Origin of the sequence: Streptomyces sp. NBC_00996 (assembly GCF_045162675.1) — a bacterium.
Lineage (GTDB): Bacteria > Actinomycetota > Actinomycetes > Streptomycetales > Streptomycetaceae > Streptomyces.
In genome coordinates, this window is the sequence record NZ_CP108723.1 from 5576772 (window position 1) to 5598287 (window position 21516).

Consider the following 21516-nt stretch of genomic DNA (forward strand, 5'->3'; position numbering starts at 1 on the left):
AGCGATGAGCGACGAAAACCACCTGCCCGCCGGCGCCGTTGCCGTCGTCGGTATGGCCCTGCGGGTTCCCGGCGCCCGCACGCCGGACGCCTTCTGGCGCAACCTGCGCGACGGCGTGGACAGCGTCACGACCCTCACGGACGAGGAACTGCTCGCCGACGGCGCGGCCCCCGAGGAGATCGCGCACCCTGACCACCGTCCGGCGCTCGGCGTCCTCGACGACATGGAGCGCTTCGACGCTCGGTTCTTCGGGTTCTCCCCGCGCGAGGCCCAGATGCTCGACCCGCAGGCCCGGATCTTCCTGGAATGCGCCTGGGAGGCCCTGGAGCACGCGGGCCGGCCCTCGGACACCACCGACGCCGTCACCGGCGTCTACGCCGGCGTGGGCGAGAGCGCGTACCTGCGCCACAACCTCCTGGCCCACGACGGCCTCGTCGAGCGCATCGGCGCCTTCCAGACCTCCATCGGCAACGACAAGGACTTCGTGCCGACCCGGGTCTCGTACAAGCTGAACCTGCACGGTCCGAGCGTCAGCGTGCAGACCGGCTGTTCCACCTCGCTGGTTGCCGTGCACACCGCGTGTCAGGCCCTGATCGGCGGCGAGTGCGACGTCGCGCTCGCCGGCGGGGCGACCGTCGTCCCGCACCGGCGCGGCTACCGGTACGAGGAGGGCGGCGTCCTGTCCGAGGACGGCCGCTGCCGGGCCTTCGACTCGAGCGCGTCCGGCACCGTGCCGGGCAGCGGCGCCGGTGTCGTGGTCCTCAAGCGCCTCGCGGACGCCCTCGCGGACGGCGACGTGATCCACGCCGTGATCCGCGGTTCCGCGATCAACAACGACGGCGCCCGCAAGGTCGGCTTCACCGCCCCGAGCGTCGAGGGACAGGCCGACGTGATCACGGAGGCGCTCGACGTCGCCGAGGTCGACCCGGCCAGCGTGTCGTACGTGGAAGCCCACGGCACCGGCACGCAGCTCGGCGACCCCATCGAGGTGGCCGCGCTCAAGAACGCCTTTGCCGACGTGGGCGCGGCGCATCGCTGCGCCCTCGGCTCGGTGAAGACCAACATCGGCCACCTCGACACCGCCGCGGGCGTGGTCGGCCTGATCAAGACGGTGCTGGCGCTCAAGGCGCGGGAGCTCCCGCCGTCCCTCCACTACACCGAGCCGAACCCGCAACTCGGCCTGGACGAGGGCCCGTTCTATGTGAACGCCGCCCTGACGCCGTGGCAGGGCGACCTGCTGCGCGCGGGCGTCAGCTCCTTCGGGATCGGCGGCACCAACGCCCACGTGATCCTGGAGGAGGTGCCGGAGCGTCCCGCCGCCGGGCCGGGTCGCGGCCGGCACGTGCTGCCCCTCTCGGCCGCCACGCCCACCGCGCTCGACGCCGCGGCCGCGGCACTCGCTGCCCATCTGCGCGCGCATCCGCAGGAGCGCCTCGACGAGGTGGCCTACACCCTGCAGCGCGGCCGCTGGACTCTGCCGTACCGGCGGTTCGTCGTGGCCGACACTCCGCAGGAGGCGGCCGAGGCGCTGAGCGGGCCCGCCCCGGCGCGCCCCGCCGAGCCCGAGACGGACCGGGACCGCGAGATCGTTTTCGCCTTCCCGGGGCAGGGCGCACAGCGCATCGGCATGGGGCTCGCCCTGTACGAGCGCGAGCCGGTCTTCCGGGCGGAGGTCGACCGCGCCGCCGAGATCCTCCTGCCGGTCCTCGGCGAGGACATCCGCCGCCTGTTGTACCCCGGTGAGGCGGAGCGGGAGAGCGCCCAGGAGAGGATCCGGCAGACCGCGTACGCGCAGCCCGCCCTCTTCGTCGTGGAGCACGCCCTCGCCCAGCTGTGGATCTCCTGGGGCATCCGCCCTGCGGCCATGCTGGGGCACAGCCTCGGCGAGTTCGTGGCCGCATGCCTGGCGGGCGTCATGTCGTACGAGGACGCGCTGCGCCTGGTCGCCGTGCGCGGCCGGCTGATGCAGGACGCGCCCGCCGGCGCGATGGTGGCCGTGCCGCTGCCGGAGGGCGACGTCACGCCGCTCCTCGGCGCGGAGGTGGCCCTGGCCGCGGTGAACGGTCCGCGCGAGTGCGTGGTGTCCGGTCCCTTCGACGCGGTCGGCGCGGTCGAGGAGCGCCTCGCCGAGCGCGGGGTCACCACGAAGCGGCTGCGCACCTCGCACGCCTTCCACTCGCGCATGATGGACGACGCCGCCGACGCGTTCGAGGCGGAGGTCGCGCGCGTCGCGCTGGCGACGCCCCGGATCCCCTTCGTGTCCGATGAGACCGGCGCGTGGATCACGGACGAGGAGGCCACCAGCCCGGCGTACTGGGCCCGCCACCTGCGCTCCACGGTGCGGTTCGGTGACGGCCTGCGCACGGTCGCCCGCCCCGACGCGATCCTGCTGGAGGCCGGCCCGGGCCGCGTCCTGACGGGCCTCGCGCGCGGCACGAACGACCTGCACGGGGCGGTCGCCTCGCTCCCGTCGGCCACCCCGGACGCCGACGCCGAGCAGGAGGTGCTGACCGCCGCCGGCGAGCTGTGGCGCCTGGGAGCGCCCCTCGCGTGGGAGGCCCTGCACGGCGAGGAGACGCCGCTTCGCACCGTGCTCCCGACATATCCCTTCGAACGCGAGCGGGTCTGGGTCGACCCGCCGCGCGGCACCCGCACGGGGCGCGCGAACCCCGAAGGGCTTGCGGTGCGCGGCTTCCGCAGGGTGGGCCCGGCGACCCCCACGGGCGTACGGGACGGCGCGGCACCGGCCGCGTGGCTGGTGGTCACGGACCCGGCGGGAGCCCTCGACGGCCTCGCCGAGCGGCTGCGCGGCACGCACGCCCGGGTGGTGGAGGTCCCGGTCGACGCCGTCGGCACCCAGGACGACTGCGCCCGGATCCTCGCGTCCTCGCTGCCCGCGGACGAGCGGATCGCGGGCGTGGTCCACACGGCGCTGCTCGGCACCGGCGCCGAGGCCCGCACCGGTCGCGCGCCGGAGGAACTGGAGGCCCTGGAGCTCGCCCTCGCGGCACGCGGGGACGACGGCGCACGGCTCCTCGCCGTGGTGTCCGGCGCGCTCGACGTCACCGGTGAGGAACCGCTCGCGCCCGGGCGGGGCGCGCTGACCGCGTGGGCGCGCGCCGGACGGCCGGGCTCCCGGACGCTCCTCGACGTGCCCGCGCCCGGGACCGCCGCGGCCGCCCGCCGTCTGGCCACCGCCGTGGTCGCCGAGGTCGACGGCACACCCGCGGAGCCCGTGGTCGCGTTCCGCGGCGGGCACCGCTTCGTGCCGGATCTGGAGCCCCTGAACACCGCGGTGGGCGCCGACACCGGCCGGCACGCCGGTGCGTACTACACGTCGACGGGTGACGAGCGGGTCGCGACCGTGTTCAGCCGGGCCCTGACCCACGCGGGCGCCACAGTGACCCCGCTGTCCGCCGCCCCGGCGGTACGGTCCACCGTCCTGGTCCTGCTCGACGCAAGCGCCCCGCAGGCCCGTGTGCTGGACGACCTGGAGCGCGCCACCACGGCGGTCGCCCAGGCATCCGAGGGCACCGTGCTCGCCTGCGAGGTCCATCTCGTGGGCGGCGACGACTTCGAGCCGTCCCGCTCGCCCGTCGCCGCCGCCGTCGAAACGCAGGTCGCGCTGGTGCGCCGCGAGTCCGAGATCTCGTGGACCGGCTTCGTCTGGTCGCACGCGGACCACGCCACGGTCGAGCGGCGGGCCGCGCGCGTGGTGGGCGCGGCTCCCGGCAGCTGCCAGGCGGTCGTGGAGCCGAGGGCCGACCTCGCGCAGGACTCCGCGCCCGCGGCGCAGACGGCGACCCCGCAGGGCCGCGCGGACTACGCCGACGACACCGAGCGCCAGGTCGCCACGATCTTCTCGGACCTCCTCGGCGTCCCGGACATCGCACCGGACACCAACTTCTTCGAGCTCGGCGGCCACTCCCTGCTCGCAGCGCAGTTCGTCGCGCAGGTCCGCACGGTCTGCGGCGCCGAGGTCCCGCTGCGCGCGTTCGTCGGTGAGCCGACGATCCGGGGTCTGGCCGCTGTCGTGCGCGCCGCCCGCGCCGAGGCCGGGGACACCCTGCTGGAAGCGCTGCCGGCCGTGGTGCCGGACCCGGCGAACGAGGGCGTGCCCTTCCCGCTGACGGACGTCCAGCAGGCGTACTGGATCGGCCGTACCGGCGTCTTCGACATCGGTAACGTCGGTATGCACGGGTACGAGGAGTTCGACGTCCAGGACCTGGACCTGCCCCGCATGGAAGAAGCCTTTCGCCGGCTCATCCGGCGGCACGGCATGCTCCGCGCCATCGTGCTCCCGCACGGCGATCAGCAGATCCTGACGGACGTCCCCGACTACGTCATCGAGACGGAGGACCTGCGCGGGCTGCCCGAGAACGAGGTGTACGCGGCGCTCGAGAGCACCCGCGCCGCCATGTCCCACCAGAACTTCCAGGCCGACCGCTGGCCGCTGTTCGAACTGCGCGCTTCGGTCCTGGACGGCGACCGCACCCGACTGCACTACAGCATCGACGGCCTGGTCACGGATGCCCGGGCCTCCAACGTCCTGCTGCGCGAACTCGCCCACCTCTACGAGCACCCGGACGTCGAACTGCCCGCGCTGGAACTGTCCTTCCGCGACTACGTGCTGGCGGAGAAGAGCCTGGAGTCCTCCGAGCTGTACCGCCGCGCGGAGACCTACTGGAGGGAGCGGATCCCCGGCCTGGCGCTCGCCCCGGAGCTGCCGCTGGCCTGCGACCCGCGCACCGTCGACTCCCCGCGCTTCAAGCGGGTGGAGGGCATGCTGCCCCGGGAGACCTGGGAGCGCGTCAAGGGATGGGCGTCGCAGCGTGGCATCACCCCCACGGCACTGCTCCTGGCCGCCTACAGCGAGGCGCTGGCCACGTGGTCGAAGAACCGCCGCTTCACGCTCAACCTCCCCATGGCGAACCGGCTTCCGCTCCACCCGGAGGTGGACGCCATCGTCGGTGACTTCACCTCGGTGACGCTGCTGGAGGTCGACGCGGCGAACGAGGCATCGTTCGAGGCGCGGGCCTGTGCCGTGCGGGACCGGCTCATCACCGACATCGACCACCGTGTGTTCAGTGGTGTCCGCGTCATACGCGAGATGAAGAAGGTGCGCGGTGACGCCGCAGCGGCCATGCCGGTCGTGTTCACCAGCCTCTTCCTGGACCACGGTCAGGACACGCCGATCGGCGAGGTGGCGTACAGCATCTCGCAGACGCCGCAGGTCTGGATCGACGCACAGGTCTACGAGGTGGACGGCGCGCTCGCGTTCGACATCGACGCCGTCGAACAGCTCTTCCCCGAGGGGTTGGTCGGTGCGATCCACGCGGCCACCCTGGAACTGCTGCAGTGGCTCGCGCGGGACGAGGAGAACTGGAGCCGGCCCGCGCCCCTGCTCGTGCCGCGCGCCGAACTGGCCGAGCGGGAGGCCTACAACCGGACCGAGGGCCCACTGCCGTCGGGGCTCCTGCACGCGCCGTTCTTCGCCACGGCGGCCCGGACACCCGAGCGCACCGCCGTGATCACCCCGGGCCGCACGCTCAGCTACGGGGAACTGGCGGCGCGGGCCGGCGGCATCGCCCGCCGTCTGACCGGCTTCGACGTGCGCCCCGGCGACCTGGTCGCCGTGGTGATGGAGAAGGGCTGGGAGCAGTGCGCCGCCGTCCTCGGCATCCTCGCCGCAGGCGCCGCCTACCTGCCCGTCGACCCCGAACTGCCCGATGAGCGCGTCCGGCTCCTGCTCGAGCACGGACGGGCCCGCGCGGTCCTCACCCAGGGCCGGGTCGCACAGGGTGGCGAGGACCGCTTCGCCGGTGTGCCGGCCGTCTTCCGGGTCGACGAACTCCCCTTGGAGGAGCACGCGGCCGAGGGGCTGCGGCTGGACGGTCCCGCCACGCCGGACGATCTCGCGTACGTCATCTTCACCTCGGGTTCCACCGGTCTCCCCAAGGGCGTGATGATCGACCACCGCGGCGCCCTCAACACGGTCGTCGACATCAACGACCGCTTCGGTGTCGGGGCGGACGACCGGGTCCTGGCCCTGTCCTCGCTGAGCTTCGACCTGTCGGTGTACGACGTCTTCGGCCCGCTGTCGGTCGGCGGTGCCGTCGTCATGCCGGACGCGGGCGCGCACCGCGACCCGGCGGCCTGGCTCGACCTGATGGAAACGGCCCGGGTCACCCTCTGGAACTCCGTGCCGGCGCTCATGGAGCTGCTCGTCGAGCACATGAGTGTGAAGGAGGTGACCAGCACGGCGCTGCGGCTCGTGATGCTCAGCGGCGACTGGCTGCCTGTCACGCTGCCGGACCGCATCCGGCAGGTGCTCGGCGCCCCCGAGGTCGTCAGCCTCGGCGGTGCGACGGAGGCGTCGATCTGGTCCATCCTCTACCCGATCGGCGAGGTGCCCGCCGACTGGCCGAGCATTCCGTACGGCAGGCCGATGCGGAACCAGACGTTCCATGTCCTTGACGAGGCGCTCCGGCCGCGGCCCACTGGCGTTCCGGGCCAGCTCTACATCGGCGGCGTGGGCCTGGCCCAGGGCTATCTGCGCGACGAGGCCAAGACGAAGGCCAGCTTCATCGTCCACCCGGAGACCGGCCGGCGCCTCTACCGCACCGGAGACCTCGGACGCTTCCTGCCGAGCGGCGACATCGAGTTCCTCGGCCGCGAGGACTTCCAGGTCAAGGTGCAGGGCTACCGCATCGAACTCGGCGAGATCGAGACCGCGATCATGCAGCACCCGGAGATCCGGGCAGCGGTGGCCGTGGTCCAGGGAGAGCCGCGCGGCGCGAAGCGGCTGGTCGCCTTCGTCGTCCCGCAGACCGCACACGAGGTCCCGCGGGATCTCCGCGACTTCCTCGGCACGAAGCTGCCCCGCTACATGGTGCCGGACGTCTATGTCGAGATCGACGCACTGCCGCTCACCGCGAACGGCAAGGTGGACCGGCGGGCACTGGTGGTTCCCGAGCAGGTGGCCGAGGAGGCCGGACCGCCCTACGTGGCCCCGCGGACGCCGGTCGAGGAGGCCGTCGCGGAGGTCTGGGCGGGCATGCTCGACGTCGAGCGCGTCGGCGTCCACGACAACTTCTTCGCCCTCGGCGGAGATTCGCTCATGGCCATGCGCGCGGTCGTCCGCCTGCGCAAGGCGTTCGGCACCGAACTGCCGATCCGCGTCCTGTTCGACAGCCAGACGCTGGAGGACACCGCGCTCGTCGTCGAGGACCACATCCTCGCCGAAATCGAGGAAATGACCGAGGAAGTAGCCCAGGCGCTGCTCGCCGACTGAGCCGATCTGTCACGGAGACCTCAACGTGAACCGAACCGCAACACCCCGCGCGACGCGTGCCCACGGCTGGATCGTGGGCGCGCGGCGCCCGGCCGCACCGGCCGTCCGTCTCTTCTGCCTCCCGTACGCCGGAGGCGGTGCCTCGACCTACGCCGCATGGCCCGCCTCCTTCCCGGACGAAGTCGAAGTGTGTCCGGTCGAACTGCCCGGCCGGCTGACCCGCTGGAGCGAGAACGCCTTCGAACGGGCCGAACCGCTCGTCGAGGCGCTCGCCACCGCGCTGGAGGGCGAACTCGACGTCCCCTACGCACTCTTCGGGCACAGCATGGGCGCCGTTCTGGCGTTCGAACTGGCCCGGGCGCTGCGCAGGCGCGGCGCCGACGAGCCGCGCGTCCTCTTCGTCTCGGCCGGTCCCGCACCCCAGCTCCCGCGCCGGCTGCCGCGGATTCACGACCAGCCGGACGACGTCGTGGTGGCCAGGCTGCGCGACCTGGGTGCCGTCCCGGAGGACGTGTACGCCGAACCGGAGCTGCTCGAACTGCTCCTGCCGACCATCCGCGCGGACTTCTCGGTCGTCGAGACGTACGCGCACCGGCCCGAGCCACCGCTCGGGTGCCCCGTCGTGGCCTTCGCCGGGACGGAGGACCGAGAGGTGCCGCCCCATCACGTGGCGCCCTGGAATGAGCAGACGACGGGCGGCTTCGCCCGCCACGTCCTGCCCGGCGACCACTTCTTCCTGCACAGCGCGCGGACCGCGCTCCTGGACACGGTCCGCGCCGCGCTGGTCACCCGATCGACCCGATGAGACGACCCGATCCGAAAGGAGCAGTGATGAACACGATGGAGGCCCACGGCCTGACGCTTCCCCGGTGCTGCGCCCACCTGATGTCCTGGGACGGCGGCCCGCGCACCGCCCGCACTCACACCGACGCCGTCCCCGCAGGGCTCTCGACCAGGGCCCGGGCCTCGGAGCCGGCGGCAGCTGTCGAGCCCACCGTGCTCCGGCAGGACCTCGGCCACCCCACTTCTCCGCGGAGGACTCACCGCACTTCATGAACAGCGACAACGACCTCCAGATCGCCGGCGACATCCTCGAAGTCCAGCACCTCCTCCAGGCCCCGCGCGAGCATCCGGTCACCGTCGCCGAGTTCGTCGGCATGGCCCGCTCCATCGCCGCCGACCGCTCGCAGTGGGAGCACCTCGTCCAGTACGACGCCACCTCGCGCTGGTACCACCGGCTGCGCACCGGCCCCGGCTACGAGGCGTGGCTGCTGTCCTGGGTACCCGGGCAGGGCAGCGAGCTGCACGACCACGGCCGCTCGTCCGGGGTGCTGACCGTGCTGGAGGGCACGCTGACCGAGTGGACGGAGCGGGGCACGCGCGCGTTGGGGGACGGCGCGCAGCGGGTGTTCGCACCCGGGTACGTGCACCGGGTCGTCAACGACGCACTCGAGCCCGCGGTCAGTATGCACGTGTACTACCCAGGCCTGACCGAGATGCCGATGCACACGGCCCCGCACTGCGAGGCGTGGCATCGGTGGAGCCCCCGACTCGGTGATGTGCACGCTCGGCGGTGGTAGCCGATCGCGCAGCCGGATCACCGGATCACCGGATCACCGGAGCAACGGCCGTGCGGGGTGCGCGACGTGTGCCGCGCACCCCGCACGGCTGCTTCGGGGTCTGCGCCGGGTCGTCCCCGCGGTGAGCCGTGCCCGGTCACATCCGCTCGGGCGCGGAGACGCCGAGCAGGTCCAGGCCGTTGCGCAGCACCACGCGGCTGGCGTCCGTCAGCCACAGCCGGGCCCGGGTCAGCGCGTCCGGCTCCTCGCCGCCCCGGGGAAGGACCCGGCAGCTGTCGTGGAACCGGTGGTATGTACCCGCCAGTTGCTCCAGGTAGTGGGCCAGCCGGTGGGGTTCACGCAGCAGGGCGGCGGTGGCTATGACCTGCGGGAACTCGCCCAGCACGCCGAGCAGGTCGGTCTCACGTTCATGGCCGAGAAGAGACGGCTCGAAGTCCTCCGGGCCACCGTTGTCCGCCCCGTTCTCCAAGGCCCTGCGCCGGATGGCGCACAGCCGCGCGTGGGCGTACTGCACGTAGAACACCGGGTTGTCGTTCGACCGCCGGGTGAGCAGACCGATGTCGAGGTCGATCGTCGCGTCGATGCTCGCGCGCGCCAGCGCATACCGTGCCGCATCGACCCCGACCGCCTCGACGAGGTCGTTCAGCGTCACCACCGTGCCCGCGCGCTTGCTCATGCGCACGGGTCGGCCGTCCTCGACCACGTTGACCAACTGGCCGATCAGGATCTCCAGGGTGCTGTCCGGATCGTCACCGAAACAGGCCGCCATGGCCTTCATGCGGCCGATGTAGCCCACGTGGTCGGCGCCCAGCATGATGACGATCTTCTCGAACCCACGCGTCCTCTTGTTGAGGTAATAGGCGCAGTCCGCGGTGAAGTACGTCCAGGTGCCGTCGCTCTTCAGCAGGACGCGGTCCTTGTCGTCACCGAAGTCCGTGGTGCGCAGCCAGACCGCGCCGCCGGCCTCGAAGACGTGCCCCCCTTCCCGCAGGCGGGCGACGGCCGCGTCCAGATCCCTCCGGTCGTGGAGGTCCTTTTCGTTGAAATAGACGTCGAAGTGGGTGCCGAACCCGGCGAGCGACGTCTTGATCTCGTCGAACATGAGGGAGGTTCCCTCGGTCCGGAAGACACCGAGCGCTTCCGGACTGTCCAGGTCCGGGGTCTCGGGACACCGCTCCAGAATGGTGCGGGCCAGCTCCTCGATGTAGGCGCCGCTGTAACCGTCCTCGGGTACCGGGACGCCCTTCGCCGAGGCGAGCAGCGACCGCGCGAAACGGTCGATCTGCCCGCCCGCGTCATTGAAGTAGTACTCCCGGGTGACGTCCGCGCCGGTAGCTTCGAGGAGTCTGGCCAGTGCGTCTCCCACTGCCGCCCACCGAGCACCGCCGATGTGCACGGGACCGGTGGGATTGGCCGAGACGAATTCCAGATTGAGTCGCAGACCCGCCATGCGGTCCGTGCGACCGTACTCCGTGTCGGCCGCGACGATGTCACGGACGATGGCCCCCCTGGCGGCACTTTCCAGCGTGACGTTCAGAAAGCCGGGGCCCGCCACTTCCACTGTGTGAATACCGGGGGCGGCGCTCACCGTCGGCGCCAGCACCTCCGCGACCGTACGGGCGGAGACGCCTGCCGACTTGGCGATCTGCAGGGCTACGTTGCTGGAGTAGTCACCATGACTTCGCCGGCGAGGCTTTTCCACTTGGACTGATTCGGGCGGATCTGCGGCTATCAGTCCCGACTGAATCGCTTCCTGTATGCGGCCTAAAATGACGGTGGCAAGCTCTTCTGGAGTCACGAGACAAGGCTATGCAGTACTCGGTCAGGTCTGTCTTGATCTCGGTGTGGTCATGCTGGGCCAGGCGCTGTTCGGTGAGGAAGGCGTGGGCGGCGGTGACGAGGGTGGCGAGGTGGTGCCAGCCGTTCCAGGAGCGGCCTTCGAAGCGGTCCAGGCCCAGGTCGTGGTTGAGTTCGCGGTAGTCGTGCTCGATGTGCCGGCGGATGTGCCAGAACCGGGTCGGTGCGTCCTCGCTGTCGGGCCACTCGGCCGGCAACCGCACGTCGGGCAGGACACCGTCCCACTGGCCGTGCCCGGCCACCGCGGCTGCCTGGGCCGGCCGACGCGAGCGTACCCCGACCCGCCGGACCCGCATCGCGAGGAACCGCGAGGCCTTGGGCCCCAGGAGCCTTCCCGCCAGGTCACCTCCTTGAAGGCGTCCCGTCCGGCGGCCGCTGCCAGGTTGGCTACCGACTCCGGTGGCTGCCGGTAACGGGTCAGCGGCGGGCGGCCGTTGCCGGACCAGGCCGGGGCATCGGGGTGCGCGTCATGTGGCTGGATGGTGATGTCGCCGCGGAGGCCGACCACGTACGCGTGCCCCCGCTCGGCCAGGCCGGCGCGGAAGCCGGCGTTCTGGGGTGCCCGACGTCCTTGGGGACGCCGGTCCGTCGACGCCGGACGGCGTCTGCCCATTCCTGGGGCAGGAACAGCCGCCAGTTCAGCGGGCACGAGGCCGCGTCGGAGACCGCGTGCAAGCTGACGGCGACCTGACAGTTGGTCTGCCTGCCCAGCGCACCGCGGTACTGGTGGGCGACGCCGACCCGACATCCTGCCGTCCTCGGGGAACGACACGTCATCGACCGCCCAGGCGTCCGGGCCGATCCGCGGCACAAGCCGCTCGGCGATCCGTCGGCGCACAGCCACCGGATCCCAGGTGGACTGGTTCACCGAGGCGAACACATCCGCCACGAATAACGCCGACGTCGCCCGAACACTTCATGTGCGTCCACACCGTCCTCATGCCCCTGAACATGGGCGACACACAGACCTGACGGAGTCCTACTAGCCGGGTACGGAGACCCCATCAAGATCCGCCCGTGTACGGCCACGCGCCCGGAGCGGCAGGTAGCAGAACGCTGGGCACGGTGTGCGCAGTCGCCGCCCTCAGCAGGCCATGACCTATGCCCGCCGCACCATCCATGAGGCCAGGGGACCAGATGCCCCCGGGCACCCCCGTGCGTACCTGCCCGGCGAGAACACGCCGGGCAACGTTCCCGGCTTCGGCATGGGCTGCCCGAATCAGATCCTCTCGCTCCAACAGGTGCCCCGCTGCCTGGAGGGCCTCGACGAGTCCGAGAGTGCCATGACACAGCGAGTCATTGTCGATTCCTCGGGCGAGAGCGCCTTCCACGGCAGAGAGAACCGAACTGGAAAGGGAGAGACCGTCTGGAGTCAGGGCACAGACGCCCGAGTCGGCCAGGACAAGGCCTGCCGTGCCGCGGCACCAGGAATTCTCCTGTGGCGCGGGACTGTCGGGTGCGGAGCTCCGCCACTTGGCAGCCTGCGTGGCCCCGCCCAAGGCCGCGACAGCGGCGAGCGCGTACCTGACTCCTGCGGCGCCGGATGAAAAGCCTGCATCGGCCGGCATCCCTTCGTTCAGCAGATGACGGCCCATGTCGTCGATGGTCTTGCGCAGGGCGGTGGTCGGCTGAGCGCGGTACAAGGTGATCAGGGACAGCACGGCTCCGGCAACTCCATTGGTGACGCCGGGAGGTTGAGCGGATTTCAAAGCGACATCGAATGCGGGAACCAACAGCCCGGCAGTGCTCAGGAGTTGGGGGGAGAGCCAAAGATCTCCCAGGCGGGTCAGCAGTCTCACGACACCGCCCAGCTCCGCGAATGCTCCGATGCCCAGATCTGCAAGTTCCTCTGCCTCCGGCATGTCGCTGGGATCCGCCAGGGCCTGGACAACGTCCTTGGCCAAGGCCCGGTACCTGGCCTTTCCGGTCACCTCGCCCAACTCGGCAAGGAACAGGGCGATGCCGCTCACGCCCGTGTAGAGATCCAGCCCGCTGGAACCGGTGATCCAGTAGCGTCCCCCGAGCAGTTTCAAGCACGGCCATTCGAAGGCCCCGGACTCCTCGTCCGCCACGACTGAAGCGCAGATCCTGTCCCCGATTCTGATGGCCGCGGCCACGTTCAGTTCCGGGTCGGAGCCGGGATTCACGAAAGCGGGCAGTGGCGTCATGGATGTCCGGGCGTGTTCGGTGTGGCCGCCCTCCGTGAGACTGGCCACGGCTGCTTCGATGAACCAGACCTGCTGCTGAAGATCTCCCTCGGAGAATGAGGCGAGGCGTTGTTCGGCTGCCTCCATGCCGCTCACCGAGAAGAACACCCCGTCAAGTACCCCGACGTCATCGGACAGCGCGGTCTCGCCGGGAACGGCGGAGAAGACCGGTATGTCACCAGCGGTCAGCTGGCGCTGTTCACTGAGATGTATGGGGGTGATGTCCGTAGCCGGAAGCAGCCCGGCAAGGTGTTCCGCTCGCTTGTCGGGGCCGGCCAGGAGATCGGGGTCCCAGGACTCGTTGAGCAGCGCCCGGTAGTCCGAGGTGTCGCGCAGCACCGGCCGAACGCGGTCTTGGGCAAAGGCCGCCAACGGGCCGTCAGGTTGCAGGAGATCGCCCCGGTGTGCGAGGAGCAGGCGGTAGCACTCGGTGAAACCGTCGATCAGGTCGTTCTTCCAGCGACGAGGGTCCGGGTGTCCGCCTTCGTGGACAGGACGGTTGCCGGTCTCGGGCAGAAGCTGCCGCAGACGCACCAGTTCGAGCTGGTCGGTGCCGTTGCCCACATAGCTGATCTCAGGTTGGAACCACCGCGCTCCAGGCTCCGCGCCGCCGGTCAGACCGCTGACGTCCATGGCCTGAAGGTCATCGACCTCGCCGGTCACGCTCCGGTACGGAAGCAGACCGACGGCCAGTACGGACTCGCGTATCAGACGAGCGATGGGATCATCGGCTTCCTCGGCCCATACGGGGTCCGCCGGCTGGGTGTAGAAGAGGGCTTCGAGATCGAAGTACACCGGATGCTCGCCGACAGCGACGACATTCTCGAAGTGCAGGTCGTAACCGCGCAGCAGATGGAACACGGCGAGGAAAGCGCCCTGTCGCCGGTAGAACGACTGGACCGCGGTCTCGTCGGGGCAGTCGGCTGCCTGATAGCGGACGACCCAGCCGTAGTCGTGACGGTCGATCACCTCGGTCGCTCGCAGGGGCCTGCTCAGCCCGGTCCGGTTCAGCCAGGAGATGAGATCGGCGAAGTGAACGTCACAGGACAGGGAACGCGGTTTGTACACGACTCCGGGCCCGGTCCTGAAGGACACCATCGCCACGCTCCTGCCACCGTAGTGAGCGTCTCCGGCGCCGAAATCCACAGCGGTGACATCGGCGACCGAGGCCGCTGTGACGGCCAACTGCTCGCGCAGCAGGGGAAGATCCGCTGCCAGCCGGGAAGCGAACTCCGTACGCGTGATCAACCAGCGCTGAAGTTCTGCGACGATCTCCCCACCCAGCACGGGGTAGCGTTCCAGGAGCTTCCAGGCGTAGTCGGCATCGGCCAGGCGATCCGCGAAGCAGGCGAAACGCTCGACAGACGAGTCACCCGTGAGTTCACCGGCCAGGCGTGCGGTTCGCAGTTCCGCGGCAAGGGTGGGTTTGATCATGCGGAGCAACCGGTCGGTCGGCAGGGGGAGCACACCGGGCGCCTGACCGAGCCGAGCCGTGGTCCGCGTGGCCTCCAGCCTCTGTCGCAGCTCCGCTTGAGCCCAGCGGGCCAGCGGGCCGATCCAGCCGAGCAGCTCGCCATCGCCGGCCGCAACCGGTTCCGGGTAACCACCGCCGGAGAAGCGCTGCCACGCCTCGGCGAGCAGATCGTGCTGCGAAGCCATCGCTTGGTCCAGTTCGATTGTCACCGCTTCAAAGTCCCAACTGTTTGAGCAGGGCTCGGCCGCTGTCATCAAGTGAGTAGAAGACGCTGCCCCCGACACGCTGCTTCCACACGATTCCCGTGTCGGCCAGCACGGTTAAGTGCTGTGACACCGTGCTCTTCGCCAGGCCCACCGCGGCAGCCAACGAGGTGGTGGTCTGCGGCGATTCCAGCGCGCGAACCACCTGCGCCCGTCCTTTGCCGAGGAGGAGCGCCAGCCGGTCATCGGTCTCCTGGCCCCGTGCGTACCCCGTGAGCACGCGGACGTGGCCGCTGGCCCGAGCCTGATACGACATGGCCACTGTGCCCTCTGCCTCTCGGAAGAGCCGGAGGCCGCCGGCGAAGACCGTCGGCACGAGCAGCAGGTGCGACCGGGTCACGGACACGGCCATGTCGCGGTGATACGGCGCTGTCAGCGTGGGCCGCGACCACATCACCCGGCCGCCCAGCTCGGCTAGCATGGCTTCGGGCCCCTGGACCACGAGAGTGCGCCCCCGGAAAAGTGTTTCCTCTTCCAGCGAGGCGCGAATCGAAGGCCAGTGCGGGGCGATCGACCAGTCCCAGTAGCGCTCGATCAGCTGGATGAGGCGGTCTGTCTCACGTGTACGGGGGTTCGTTGCACGCAGGTGTTCCAATTCATCCGCAATGCCGATCCGCGACGGGTCAGGGACGGGTATGAAGCCCGGGGCGAGAAGCGGGGAGACACGCTGCCGTATCGCCTCCACGAGCTCATGGCTCAAGTCGGCCGGCATTCCAGGACGCACAGACCGAACCCACTTCGCGTACGGGGAGGGAGCCTCACCTCGGTAGCGAGCCAGGATGGCCAGGCTTCCTATCGCTTCCCACAGCGGGCTAGTCGTCAGGCGTATCGTGTTCAGACTCGCATCATCGACCTGCAGGCGTATCAAGGCGCCGGCACCAGACTGGAGAGTGACGCGCTACTACTCAACGATGCCCCTGTCGGTCAATTCGTCGAGGAATTCCCGCACGTCGGCTATCGCCTCTTCCTGGTCGATGCCGAACTCGGCCACGAGGAGCCGCGCCACGTCCGCGACGCTACGACGTCCGTCCAGGGAAGCGAAGATGATGTTGCCGGGACCGGTGAGATGGAGTGCTACGTCATCCGCCCCAATGTGGTAGTCACCCCGAACCAGGCGTATGCGGGTGCCGAGCACCCGGCGGGGCACGTCATCAAGGCTGCGCAGGCCGTTGTCACTCATGAGGTCTCCACACGCATCGCGATGTCCTGGCAAACAGTCAGAACGTCCGTGATCCAAGGCCGGGGATCCGTTGGGTCGTACGCCTGCATGGTCTCGAGCGCCCAGTAATCCTCGAACGAGATCACCGACGGAGCAGCGGCCTTGAAACGGTTGGCTCGCCACTTGGGAAAGGGACTTCCGTATTCGCCCGCTCCGTCAAGAAGGGCGTCAATGGCGTGTCCGAAGGCTGTACGAGCGGAGATCGTCGCACTGTACAGGTCGCCTGATTCCATCTGGCCGAGGGCGTCTTCGACGGCGTCATCCGCGGCCCCCAAGGAACGGACGACCGTGAAAGAGCGGAAAGCCGAGTCCGTGAGGCGCTTCCTGGCCTTCTCCAGCCAGTCTTCGTCGACCAGCGGCAGGCAGTTGCCGAGACGTGCCAGCGCCAGTTCCTCTTTGCTGGTGAGCGCGTTCTCGGCGATGATTCCCGCCTCGTATGCCTGCCACGAGACCTTGGCAAGCATCTGATCGACCTGGTTGTCCAGCCAGTACACGACTTCCCAGCGCTTCCCTGCCTCGTAGAAGCTCTCACTCCGAACGAAGGGCGGATCAAGCGGCACGGGAATCGAGTCCGCTGCCTCCGGCAGTCCGTTCCCGCTGAGGACGACATAGACGTCACAGTCGCTGCGCGCATTGTCCCAGCCGCGGGCCGTGGAGCCCACGACGTAGGCCGCGAGAGTCTCTTCAGGGAGCAGGTCTCGCGCTTTCAGGATCGCCAGCCGGTCGTCCGGTGTCATCTTCTGCATGTCATGAACCCTTCATTGGTGTGCGCATCATAGTGCTGCCCCTCCGTCATTCCTGGTGTGCGGCACTCAGATCACGGCGATGACGTACCGACGTCAGCAGGAGCATCAGGGGGGCGGCGAGCGCACCTGCGCAGGTGGCCCAGAGCGCCACTCTCAGCCCCGCCGCCGAGGCGAGAAGACCGCTCAGCGCGGCGCCGAGAGGCAGCGCTCCCCACGAGACGAAGCGGACTGTCGCCATCACGCGGGACAGCAGTTCCGGGGGCGAATCCGTCTGCCGGTGGGTCCGGGTCATGATGCTGCCGACGACAGCGCCGAACGAGACGCCGGCCATGCCGAGCCCGTAGAAGTAGATGTCCGAGAGCGAGGTGGTCAGCGGCATCAGCAACGCCAGCAGCCCCCCCAAGAGGCTGCCCACGATGACGGTGCGGGCGGTTCCGACTCGCCGGGCGAGCCGCGTCGCAACAGCGGAGCCAACCAGTGCGCCTACGCCGTCCATGGCGATCACCATGCCGACGACGGTGGCCGACACCTTCGCCTCACGCACGAGGTACAGCGGCGTCAGCGCGAACAATGCCGCGATGACGAAGTTCATCATCGTGGCCCACATCATGCAGGGACGCATCACCGGGTGGCGGATCACATAGTTCCAGCCCTCACGGATCAGATGCAGCGCCTTGGTGCCTGACTGCACCTCGGGCCTGCGCTCGGGCAGGGTGCGCAGCGTCAGGGCCGAGACCAGGTAGCTGACCGCGTCGATGGTCAGCACACTGACAGGGCCTGCGAGCTGAATGAGCAGGCCACTCGCGGAAGGGCCTCCGGTCTCGGTCACCGCGAGGGTCCCCGACATCAGACTGTTCCGGGAGTTCAGCTCACTCTTGTCGACGATGGCCGGCAGGAAGGTCGAGTTCCCGATGTCGAACAGCACGGTCGCCAGACCGGTGACGAAGGTTGCCAGCAACAGGTGGACATAGGTGAGGTGCCCCATCCACCAGGCCGCCGGTATGGAGCCGATCGACGCCAGCCGCACCAGGTCCAACGTCACCTGCAGTCCGCGCAGCGGGTAGCGCTGGACGATGACTCCGGCGGGCAGTCCGAGAATCAGCCATGCCACCTGACTCGTTGCGGCGAGCAGCGTCGTCTGGAGCACCGTCGCGTCGAGAACGGTGACCGCCACCAAGGGCAGTGCCACGGCGGTCATGGCCGAGCCGACCCCGCTCACGGTCGTGGCCAGCCAGTATCTCCAGAACACCTGGGATGCACCGGACTTGTGGGCAAGGGACGTTTGCGCGGTCATGTTGTGACCTCACTCGGCACATAGGCGGTCGTCTCGGAATCCTGGGGACGGCTGAGCAACCCCGCCTCCTCCCATGAGGCCAGTGTCCGGGCATCATCAAGCGCGCCCGCTTCGGTGAAGTAGCGCATCAGCTGGGAGGCCGCACCGGAAATGCCCTGTCGTACCTTGTGAACAGGCCAGGATTCGGCGATGACCTGGTCGATCTCCTCGCGGGTCAAGCCGATCCAGCGCAGGTGACAGGCAGCGCGAGCGTAATCCGGCTCAAGAAACGCAAGGATCGCATCGGGTAGGAGCGGGCCCACGGCACGTCGCTCGGCGGGCGTCAGCGCGGGCCAGAGATGCCTCAGTACCGAGCGGAAGTACACATGGTGACGGCCTTCATCCTCGGCATGGTCGCGAACCACCTCCCGCACGGCCTGCGGTAGCCTCCCGTCGCGCGGAATGTCGGAGAGGATGCCCGAGATCAGCGTTTCGCTGACGATGGCGAAGAGGAGGGACTCCACTCCTCTGAGCTCGTGGGGCAACCGCTCCCGCAGCTCGTCGAGTCTGGACAGGAATGCAGGGCCGTGTGACGCGTCGGCGTCGAGCCGTGAACAACCCGTCGTGGTCGCGATCTGATGGGCGAAGTCATAGGAGAACTGGGCATGCCAAGCCTCATCGGTGACGATCTTGTAGGCGTCCGCCCTCATCCGCTCGGGCAGAATCAGGCCTGACCGTCCCCGACTGATTTTGGTCGCGACCGGTATGACGGCGAGGTTCTCCAGTTCGGTCGTGAAGTCCAGGTAGTCATAGAGGCGCTGCAGGAGCAGTCCTCGGACCACGGCTTCACCCTTGTCCGCAACGATCGGGTGCAGTACCACGGGGTACAGCTCCGGCGGAAAGTAGAGCCCGAGTCCCTCTACCTCGAACTCTCGTCGGGGCTTCCGGCGCACACTCGCGAGAGCGTCCCAGCGTTCGAAGTGACTGATGTAATCCCCGCTGTGAAATCTGGCTGGGGCAAGCCCTCTCAACAACTGCTCCTGGAACGCGCGCACGTGCATGCCGCCACCGTCAACCGGAGGTGGAGAGCAGTTGCTGCTCGAAGAGAGTGTCCAGCTCTGTCCGGACGTCGTCCAGGGCCACGCCTGCCTTGCTCAGGATCGTGGCAAGGCTGGACTGACCCTCCATGAGGCGCAGGACAGTGAGGATCGGAGTGTCCTCCTCCAGCGCGAACTCGATCTGACCCTCATTCGTCAGGTACCAGTTCCCCTCACCGTCCGTGAGCAGCAGAACCTCCTCACCTGGCACAGGAACCAGTTCGAGGTCGTACTCACGGGCTGGCGCGAACAGGTCGCCGGTGGTCACGACCGGATCATGTCCGGCCTGCAGAGCGGGACGCGGCGAGCCGGCGGACATCTCCTCGAGCCGAGGCTGCTGCACCACCATGTCCGCGAGCAGCCCCATGTTCACCACACGCATCAAGAGCTCGACGGACGCGGAGTCCGTGTCACCACTGCCGAAGCCGGCCAGTTGCTGCCTGATGGCATCCCCGTTGAGATACGTGTCCGCTCCCGGAGCCGCAAGCGCCCGCTCGATCAGCTCCTGGTCGTTGCTCCGCATCAGGCGCACGAGCATGCGGTAGGCGAAATTGGTTCCGGCGCCGTAGAAGAAGGGGCCCTTCGGCCGCTCGGCGATCCGTTGAGGGAGATGGGACTTCATCGCATCGCGCAGAATGCGCTTGTCCCACAGGAGTTGCGGACGTAGATGCTCCGGGACCGCCGCGCTCAGTTCCACCAGCCGATGGTCGAGGAATGGGACGCGTGCCTCGATACCGCTTCCCGCAGCGGTCCGGTCTTCGTGCCAGACGTTGTACTGCTGCACCTTGCGGTATTCGGACTCGATGTACGCGCGGTAGGCGTCCGACTTCCGGTCGCTGCGCAACTCTCCCAGTATTCGGTCCGAGAGGAAGGGCGTTTGACCGGACCACCAGTGCCGCAGCCCCGACCGTCGGTCAAGCCGCGTCTGCCGGTCCATTCCCTCCAGATTGGCCAGGAAGCTGTCCCAGTTGTCGCCGTTGTCGTCCGAGTAGCCGCCGTTGAACTCGTCACTGGCAGCGCCGAGGAGCATGCCGCGCAGTTCCGGGCGCTCGCTGCGGGCGAAACGGTGGAGCTCGTGCTTGTAGTAGATCTCCGGCCCGGTCATGGGAGTCTCGGTCAGCCAGAGCAGGCGAACCCATTCCTCAGGAGTGGGCACGTGATCCGGCGCGAAGACAACCTGATGGTTGTGGACCCCCAGCTCCCGGGCGAGCCAGTGAGCGTTTTCAGCATCCCCGTTGACCCGTGTTCCTCCGGAGAGGACCGTGAACGTGTGTATCTCGTCGACCTGCGCGAGCGCCAGCGCCAGCACACTGGCGGAATCGATCCCGCCGGACAGGAAAAGGCCGAGTTCAGCGTCTGCGGTGGCACACTCCCGAACGGATTCCCGCAGCAGTTCGCCGTAGCGCTCCACGAAGGACTCCGCGTCGGGTGACTCATCGCTTTCGGCAGACAGTTCCCAGTAGCGATGCTCCGTCGTCCGTCCGTCGTGCAGGTCGATGCGGAGGATCGTTGCCGCGGGTACGCTCTCGACGCCCTCGAAGCACGTGGGGAGCTGGGGTGCCATGAAGCGTGGTGCCGCTGCGACCAGCGGATCCGCGAGCGCTTCCTCCCAGGCGAAACGGCGGGGCGTCGCGGGATCGGCGAACAGTCCCTTGATCTCCGACGACAGGACGATGCGCTCACTGTTGCGGTGGTAGTAGAGCGGCTTGATGCCGAACCGGTCCCGCGCGAGGACCAATTGCCCTTTGACGCGGTCCCACAGAATGATCGCGAACATACCGCGTACACCGCGAAGGAAGTCCAGACCGTGCTGACGGTAGAGGTAGAGCAGAACCTCGCAGTCCGAACCGGTCTTGAGCTTGACGTCAGAAGGCAGTCCCGCGGCGAGCTCTTTGTGGTTGTAGACCTCGCCATTGGCGATCAGGACGAGATTTCCGTCGTCACTGACCAAAGGCTGGCTGCCGTCCTCAGGGTCTACCAGCGACAGTCGGGTGAAGGCCAGTCCCACGGGCCCACTGCGGAGCAATTCCTGCTCATCGGGGCCCCGGTGCCGCAAGATGTCAGCCAGCTGGTTCAGCAGGACATCTGCCTCTGGACCAAGTTTCTGCCCATCAAGACGGGCAACGCCTGCGAGACCGCACATGTGTCTTCCTTCGAGTCCGCCTGTACTCGGCGTGGAAACGTGTGGGCAGGATATGCGTGTCTTTTTGAGAACACGCATATCCTGACTAATGCGCCTGAAATCAGACGGTCCGACGCAGGACGGTACCCTGCGAGACGGTCTTGGCGGACGGCTTGGTGTACTTACGCATGCGAATCACCTCACTTTTTCGGGAATTCCCGGCTTCTCAAGAACCCTTTTAGGGCCCCTGCCTCTCCGGTGAGAGGATCTAAGCACCACCCCGCACTGCACGACCAGGCATTCGTTTCTGACCGAACACCTCAAACCGCGACTCGTCAGCGATCGTGAGTCAGTGGTCCGGCGAAGTGGTGTGACGGCCATGCC

General features: G+C 68.8%; 12 protein-coding genes and 1 pseudogene. 4 read left to right on the forward strand and 9 right to left on the reverse strand.

What is annotated here, in order from left to right:
- Positions 1–4: 4 nt before the first annotated feature.
- Genes OG390_RS26215 through OG390_RS26230 form a run of 4 tightly spaced genes read left to right on the forward strand, consistent with a single transcriptional unit; the run spans position 5 to position 8874 of the window.
- Positions 5–7294 (forward strand): amino acid adenylation domain-containing protein, encoded by a 7290-nt coding sequence (locus OG390_RS26215; protein WP_406171548.1) that lies wholly within the window; start codon positions 5–7, stop codon positions 7292–7294.
- Positions 7295–7319: 25 nt separating this feature from the next.
- A complete protein-coding gene (locus OG390_RS26220) occupies positions 7320–8099 on the forward strand; it encodes a thioesterase II family protein (protein WP_406171550.1) in 780 nt (259 codons plus the stop codon).
- A 26-nt stretch (positions 8100–8125) separates the two neighbouring features.
- The gene (locus OG390_RS26225) at positions 8126–8350 is read left to right on the forward strand and encodes a hypothetical protein (protein ID WP_406171551.1); all 225 of its coding nucleotides are present in this window, start codon (positions 8126–8128) and stop codon (positions 8348–8350) included.
- Positions 8347–8874 (forward strand): cysteine dioxygenase, encoded by a 528-nt coding sequence (locus OG390_RS26230; protein WP_406171553.1) that lies wholly within the window; start codon positions 8347–8349, stop codon positions 8872–8874. The genes OG390_RS26225 and OG390_RS26230 overlap by 4 nt, the downstream gene beginning before the upstream one ends.
- 136 nt (positions 8875–9010) lie before the next feature.
- Here the strand turns inward: OG390_RS26230 and argS are convergent, their stop codons facing one another.
- The 9 genes and pseudogenes from argS to asnB form a co-directional block, all read right to left on the reverse strand.
- Entirely contained in the window at positions 9011–10576 is a 1566-nt protein-coding gene (gene argS / locus OG390_RS26235) for an arginine--tRNA ligase (RefSeq protein WP_406171555.1), read from the reverse strand.
- A gap of 154 nt (positions 10577–10730) precedes the next feature.
- Positions 10731–11620, reverse strand: a pseudogene (locus tag OG390_RS26240) (IS701 family transposase); the annotation flags it as partial.
- Between the two features lie 115 nt (positions 11621–11735).
- On the reverse strand, positions 11736–14597 hold the full coding sequence (lanM, locus tag OG390_RS26245; RefSeq protein ID WP_406171557.1) for a type 2 lanthipeptide synthetase LanM: 2862 nt from the start codon (positions 14595–14597) through the stop codon (positions 11736–11738).
- 28 nt (positions 14598–14625) lie between these two features.
- Complete coding sequence (locus tag OG390_RS26250) at positions 14626–15375, reverse strand: ArsR/SmtB family transcription factor (protein WP_406171559.1); 750 nt, start codon at positions 15373–15375, stop codon at positions 14626–14628.
- 201 nt (positions 15376–15576) lie between these two features.
- Positions 15577–15855: a PqqD family protein gene (locus tag OG390_RS26255; protein ID WP_406171561.1), complete on the reverse strand. Its 279-nt coding sequence runs from the start codon at positions 15853–15855 to the stop codon at positions 15577–15579.
- Positions 15852–16640 (reverse strand): hypothetical protein, encoded by a 789-nt coding sequence (locus OG390_RS26260; protein ID WP_406171563.1) that lies wholly within the window; start codon positions 16638–16640, stop codon positions 15852–15854. Before OG390_RS26260 ends, OG390_RS26255 begins: the two co-directional genes overlap by 4 nt.
- Before the next feature lie 46 nt (positions 16641–16686).
- The gene (locus OG390_RS26265; RefSeq protein WP_406171565.1) at positions 16687–17934 is read right to left on the reverse strand and encodes an MFS transporter; all 1248 of its coding nucleotides are present in this window, start codon (positions 17932–17934) and stop codon (positions 16687–16689) included.
- On the reverse strand, positions 17931–18974 hold the full coding sequence (locus tag OG390_RS26270; RefSeq protein WP_406171567.1) for a diiron oxygenase: 1044 nt from the start codon (positions 18972–18974) through the stop codon (positions 17931–17933). Before OG390_RS26270 ends, OG390_RS26265 begins: the two co-directional genes overlap by 4 nt.
- 10 nt (positions 18975–18984) lie before the next feature.
- Positions 18985–21231, reverse strand: coding sequence for an asparagine synthase (glutamine-hydrolyzing) (gene asnB / locus OG390_RS26275; RefSeq protein WP_406171569.1), 2247 nt, complete (start codon positions 21229–21231; stop codon positions 18985–18987).
- Positions 21232–21516 lie beyond the last annotated feature (285 nt).

Coding starts and splice junctions, on each gene's coding strand:
- OG390_RS26215 (WP_406171548.1), top strand. CDS start 5: ATGAGCGACGAAAACCACCTGCCCGCCGGCGCCGTTGCCGTCGTCGGT.
- asnB (WP_406171569.1), bottom strand. CDS start 21,231: ATGCGTGTTCTCAAAAAGACACGCATATCCTGCCCACACGTTTCCACG.
- OG390_RS26255 (WP_406171561.1), bottom strand. CDS start 15,855: ATGAGTGACAACGGCCTGCGCAGCCTTGATGACGTGCCCCGCCGGGTG.
- lanM (WP_406171557.1), bottom strand. CDS start 14,597: ATGGCTTCGCAGCACGATCTGCTCGCCGAGGCGTGGCAGCGCTTCTCC.
- OG390_RS26260 (WP_406171563.1), bottom strand. CDS start 16,640: ATGCAGAAGATGACACCGGACGACCGGCTGGCGATCCTGAAAGCGCGA.
- OG390_RS26265 (WP_406171565.1), bottom strand. CDS start 17,934: ATGACCGCGCAAACGTCCCTTGCCCACAAGTCCGGTGCATCCCAGGTG.
- OG390_RS26270 (WP_406171567.1), bottom strand. CDS start 18,974: ATGCACGTGCGCGCGTTCCAGGAGCAGTTGTTGAGAGGGCTTGCCCCA.
- OG390_RS26225 (WP_406171551.1), top strand. CDS start 8,126: ATGAACACGATGGAGGCCCACGGCCTGACGCTTCCCCGGTGCTGCGCC.
- OG390_RS26230 (WP_406171553.1), top strand. CDS start 8,347: ATGAACAGCGACAACGACCTCCAGATCGCCGGCGACATCCTCGAAGTC.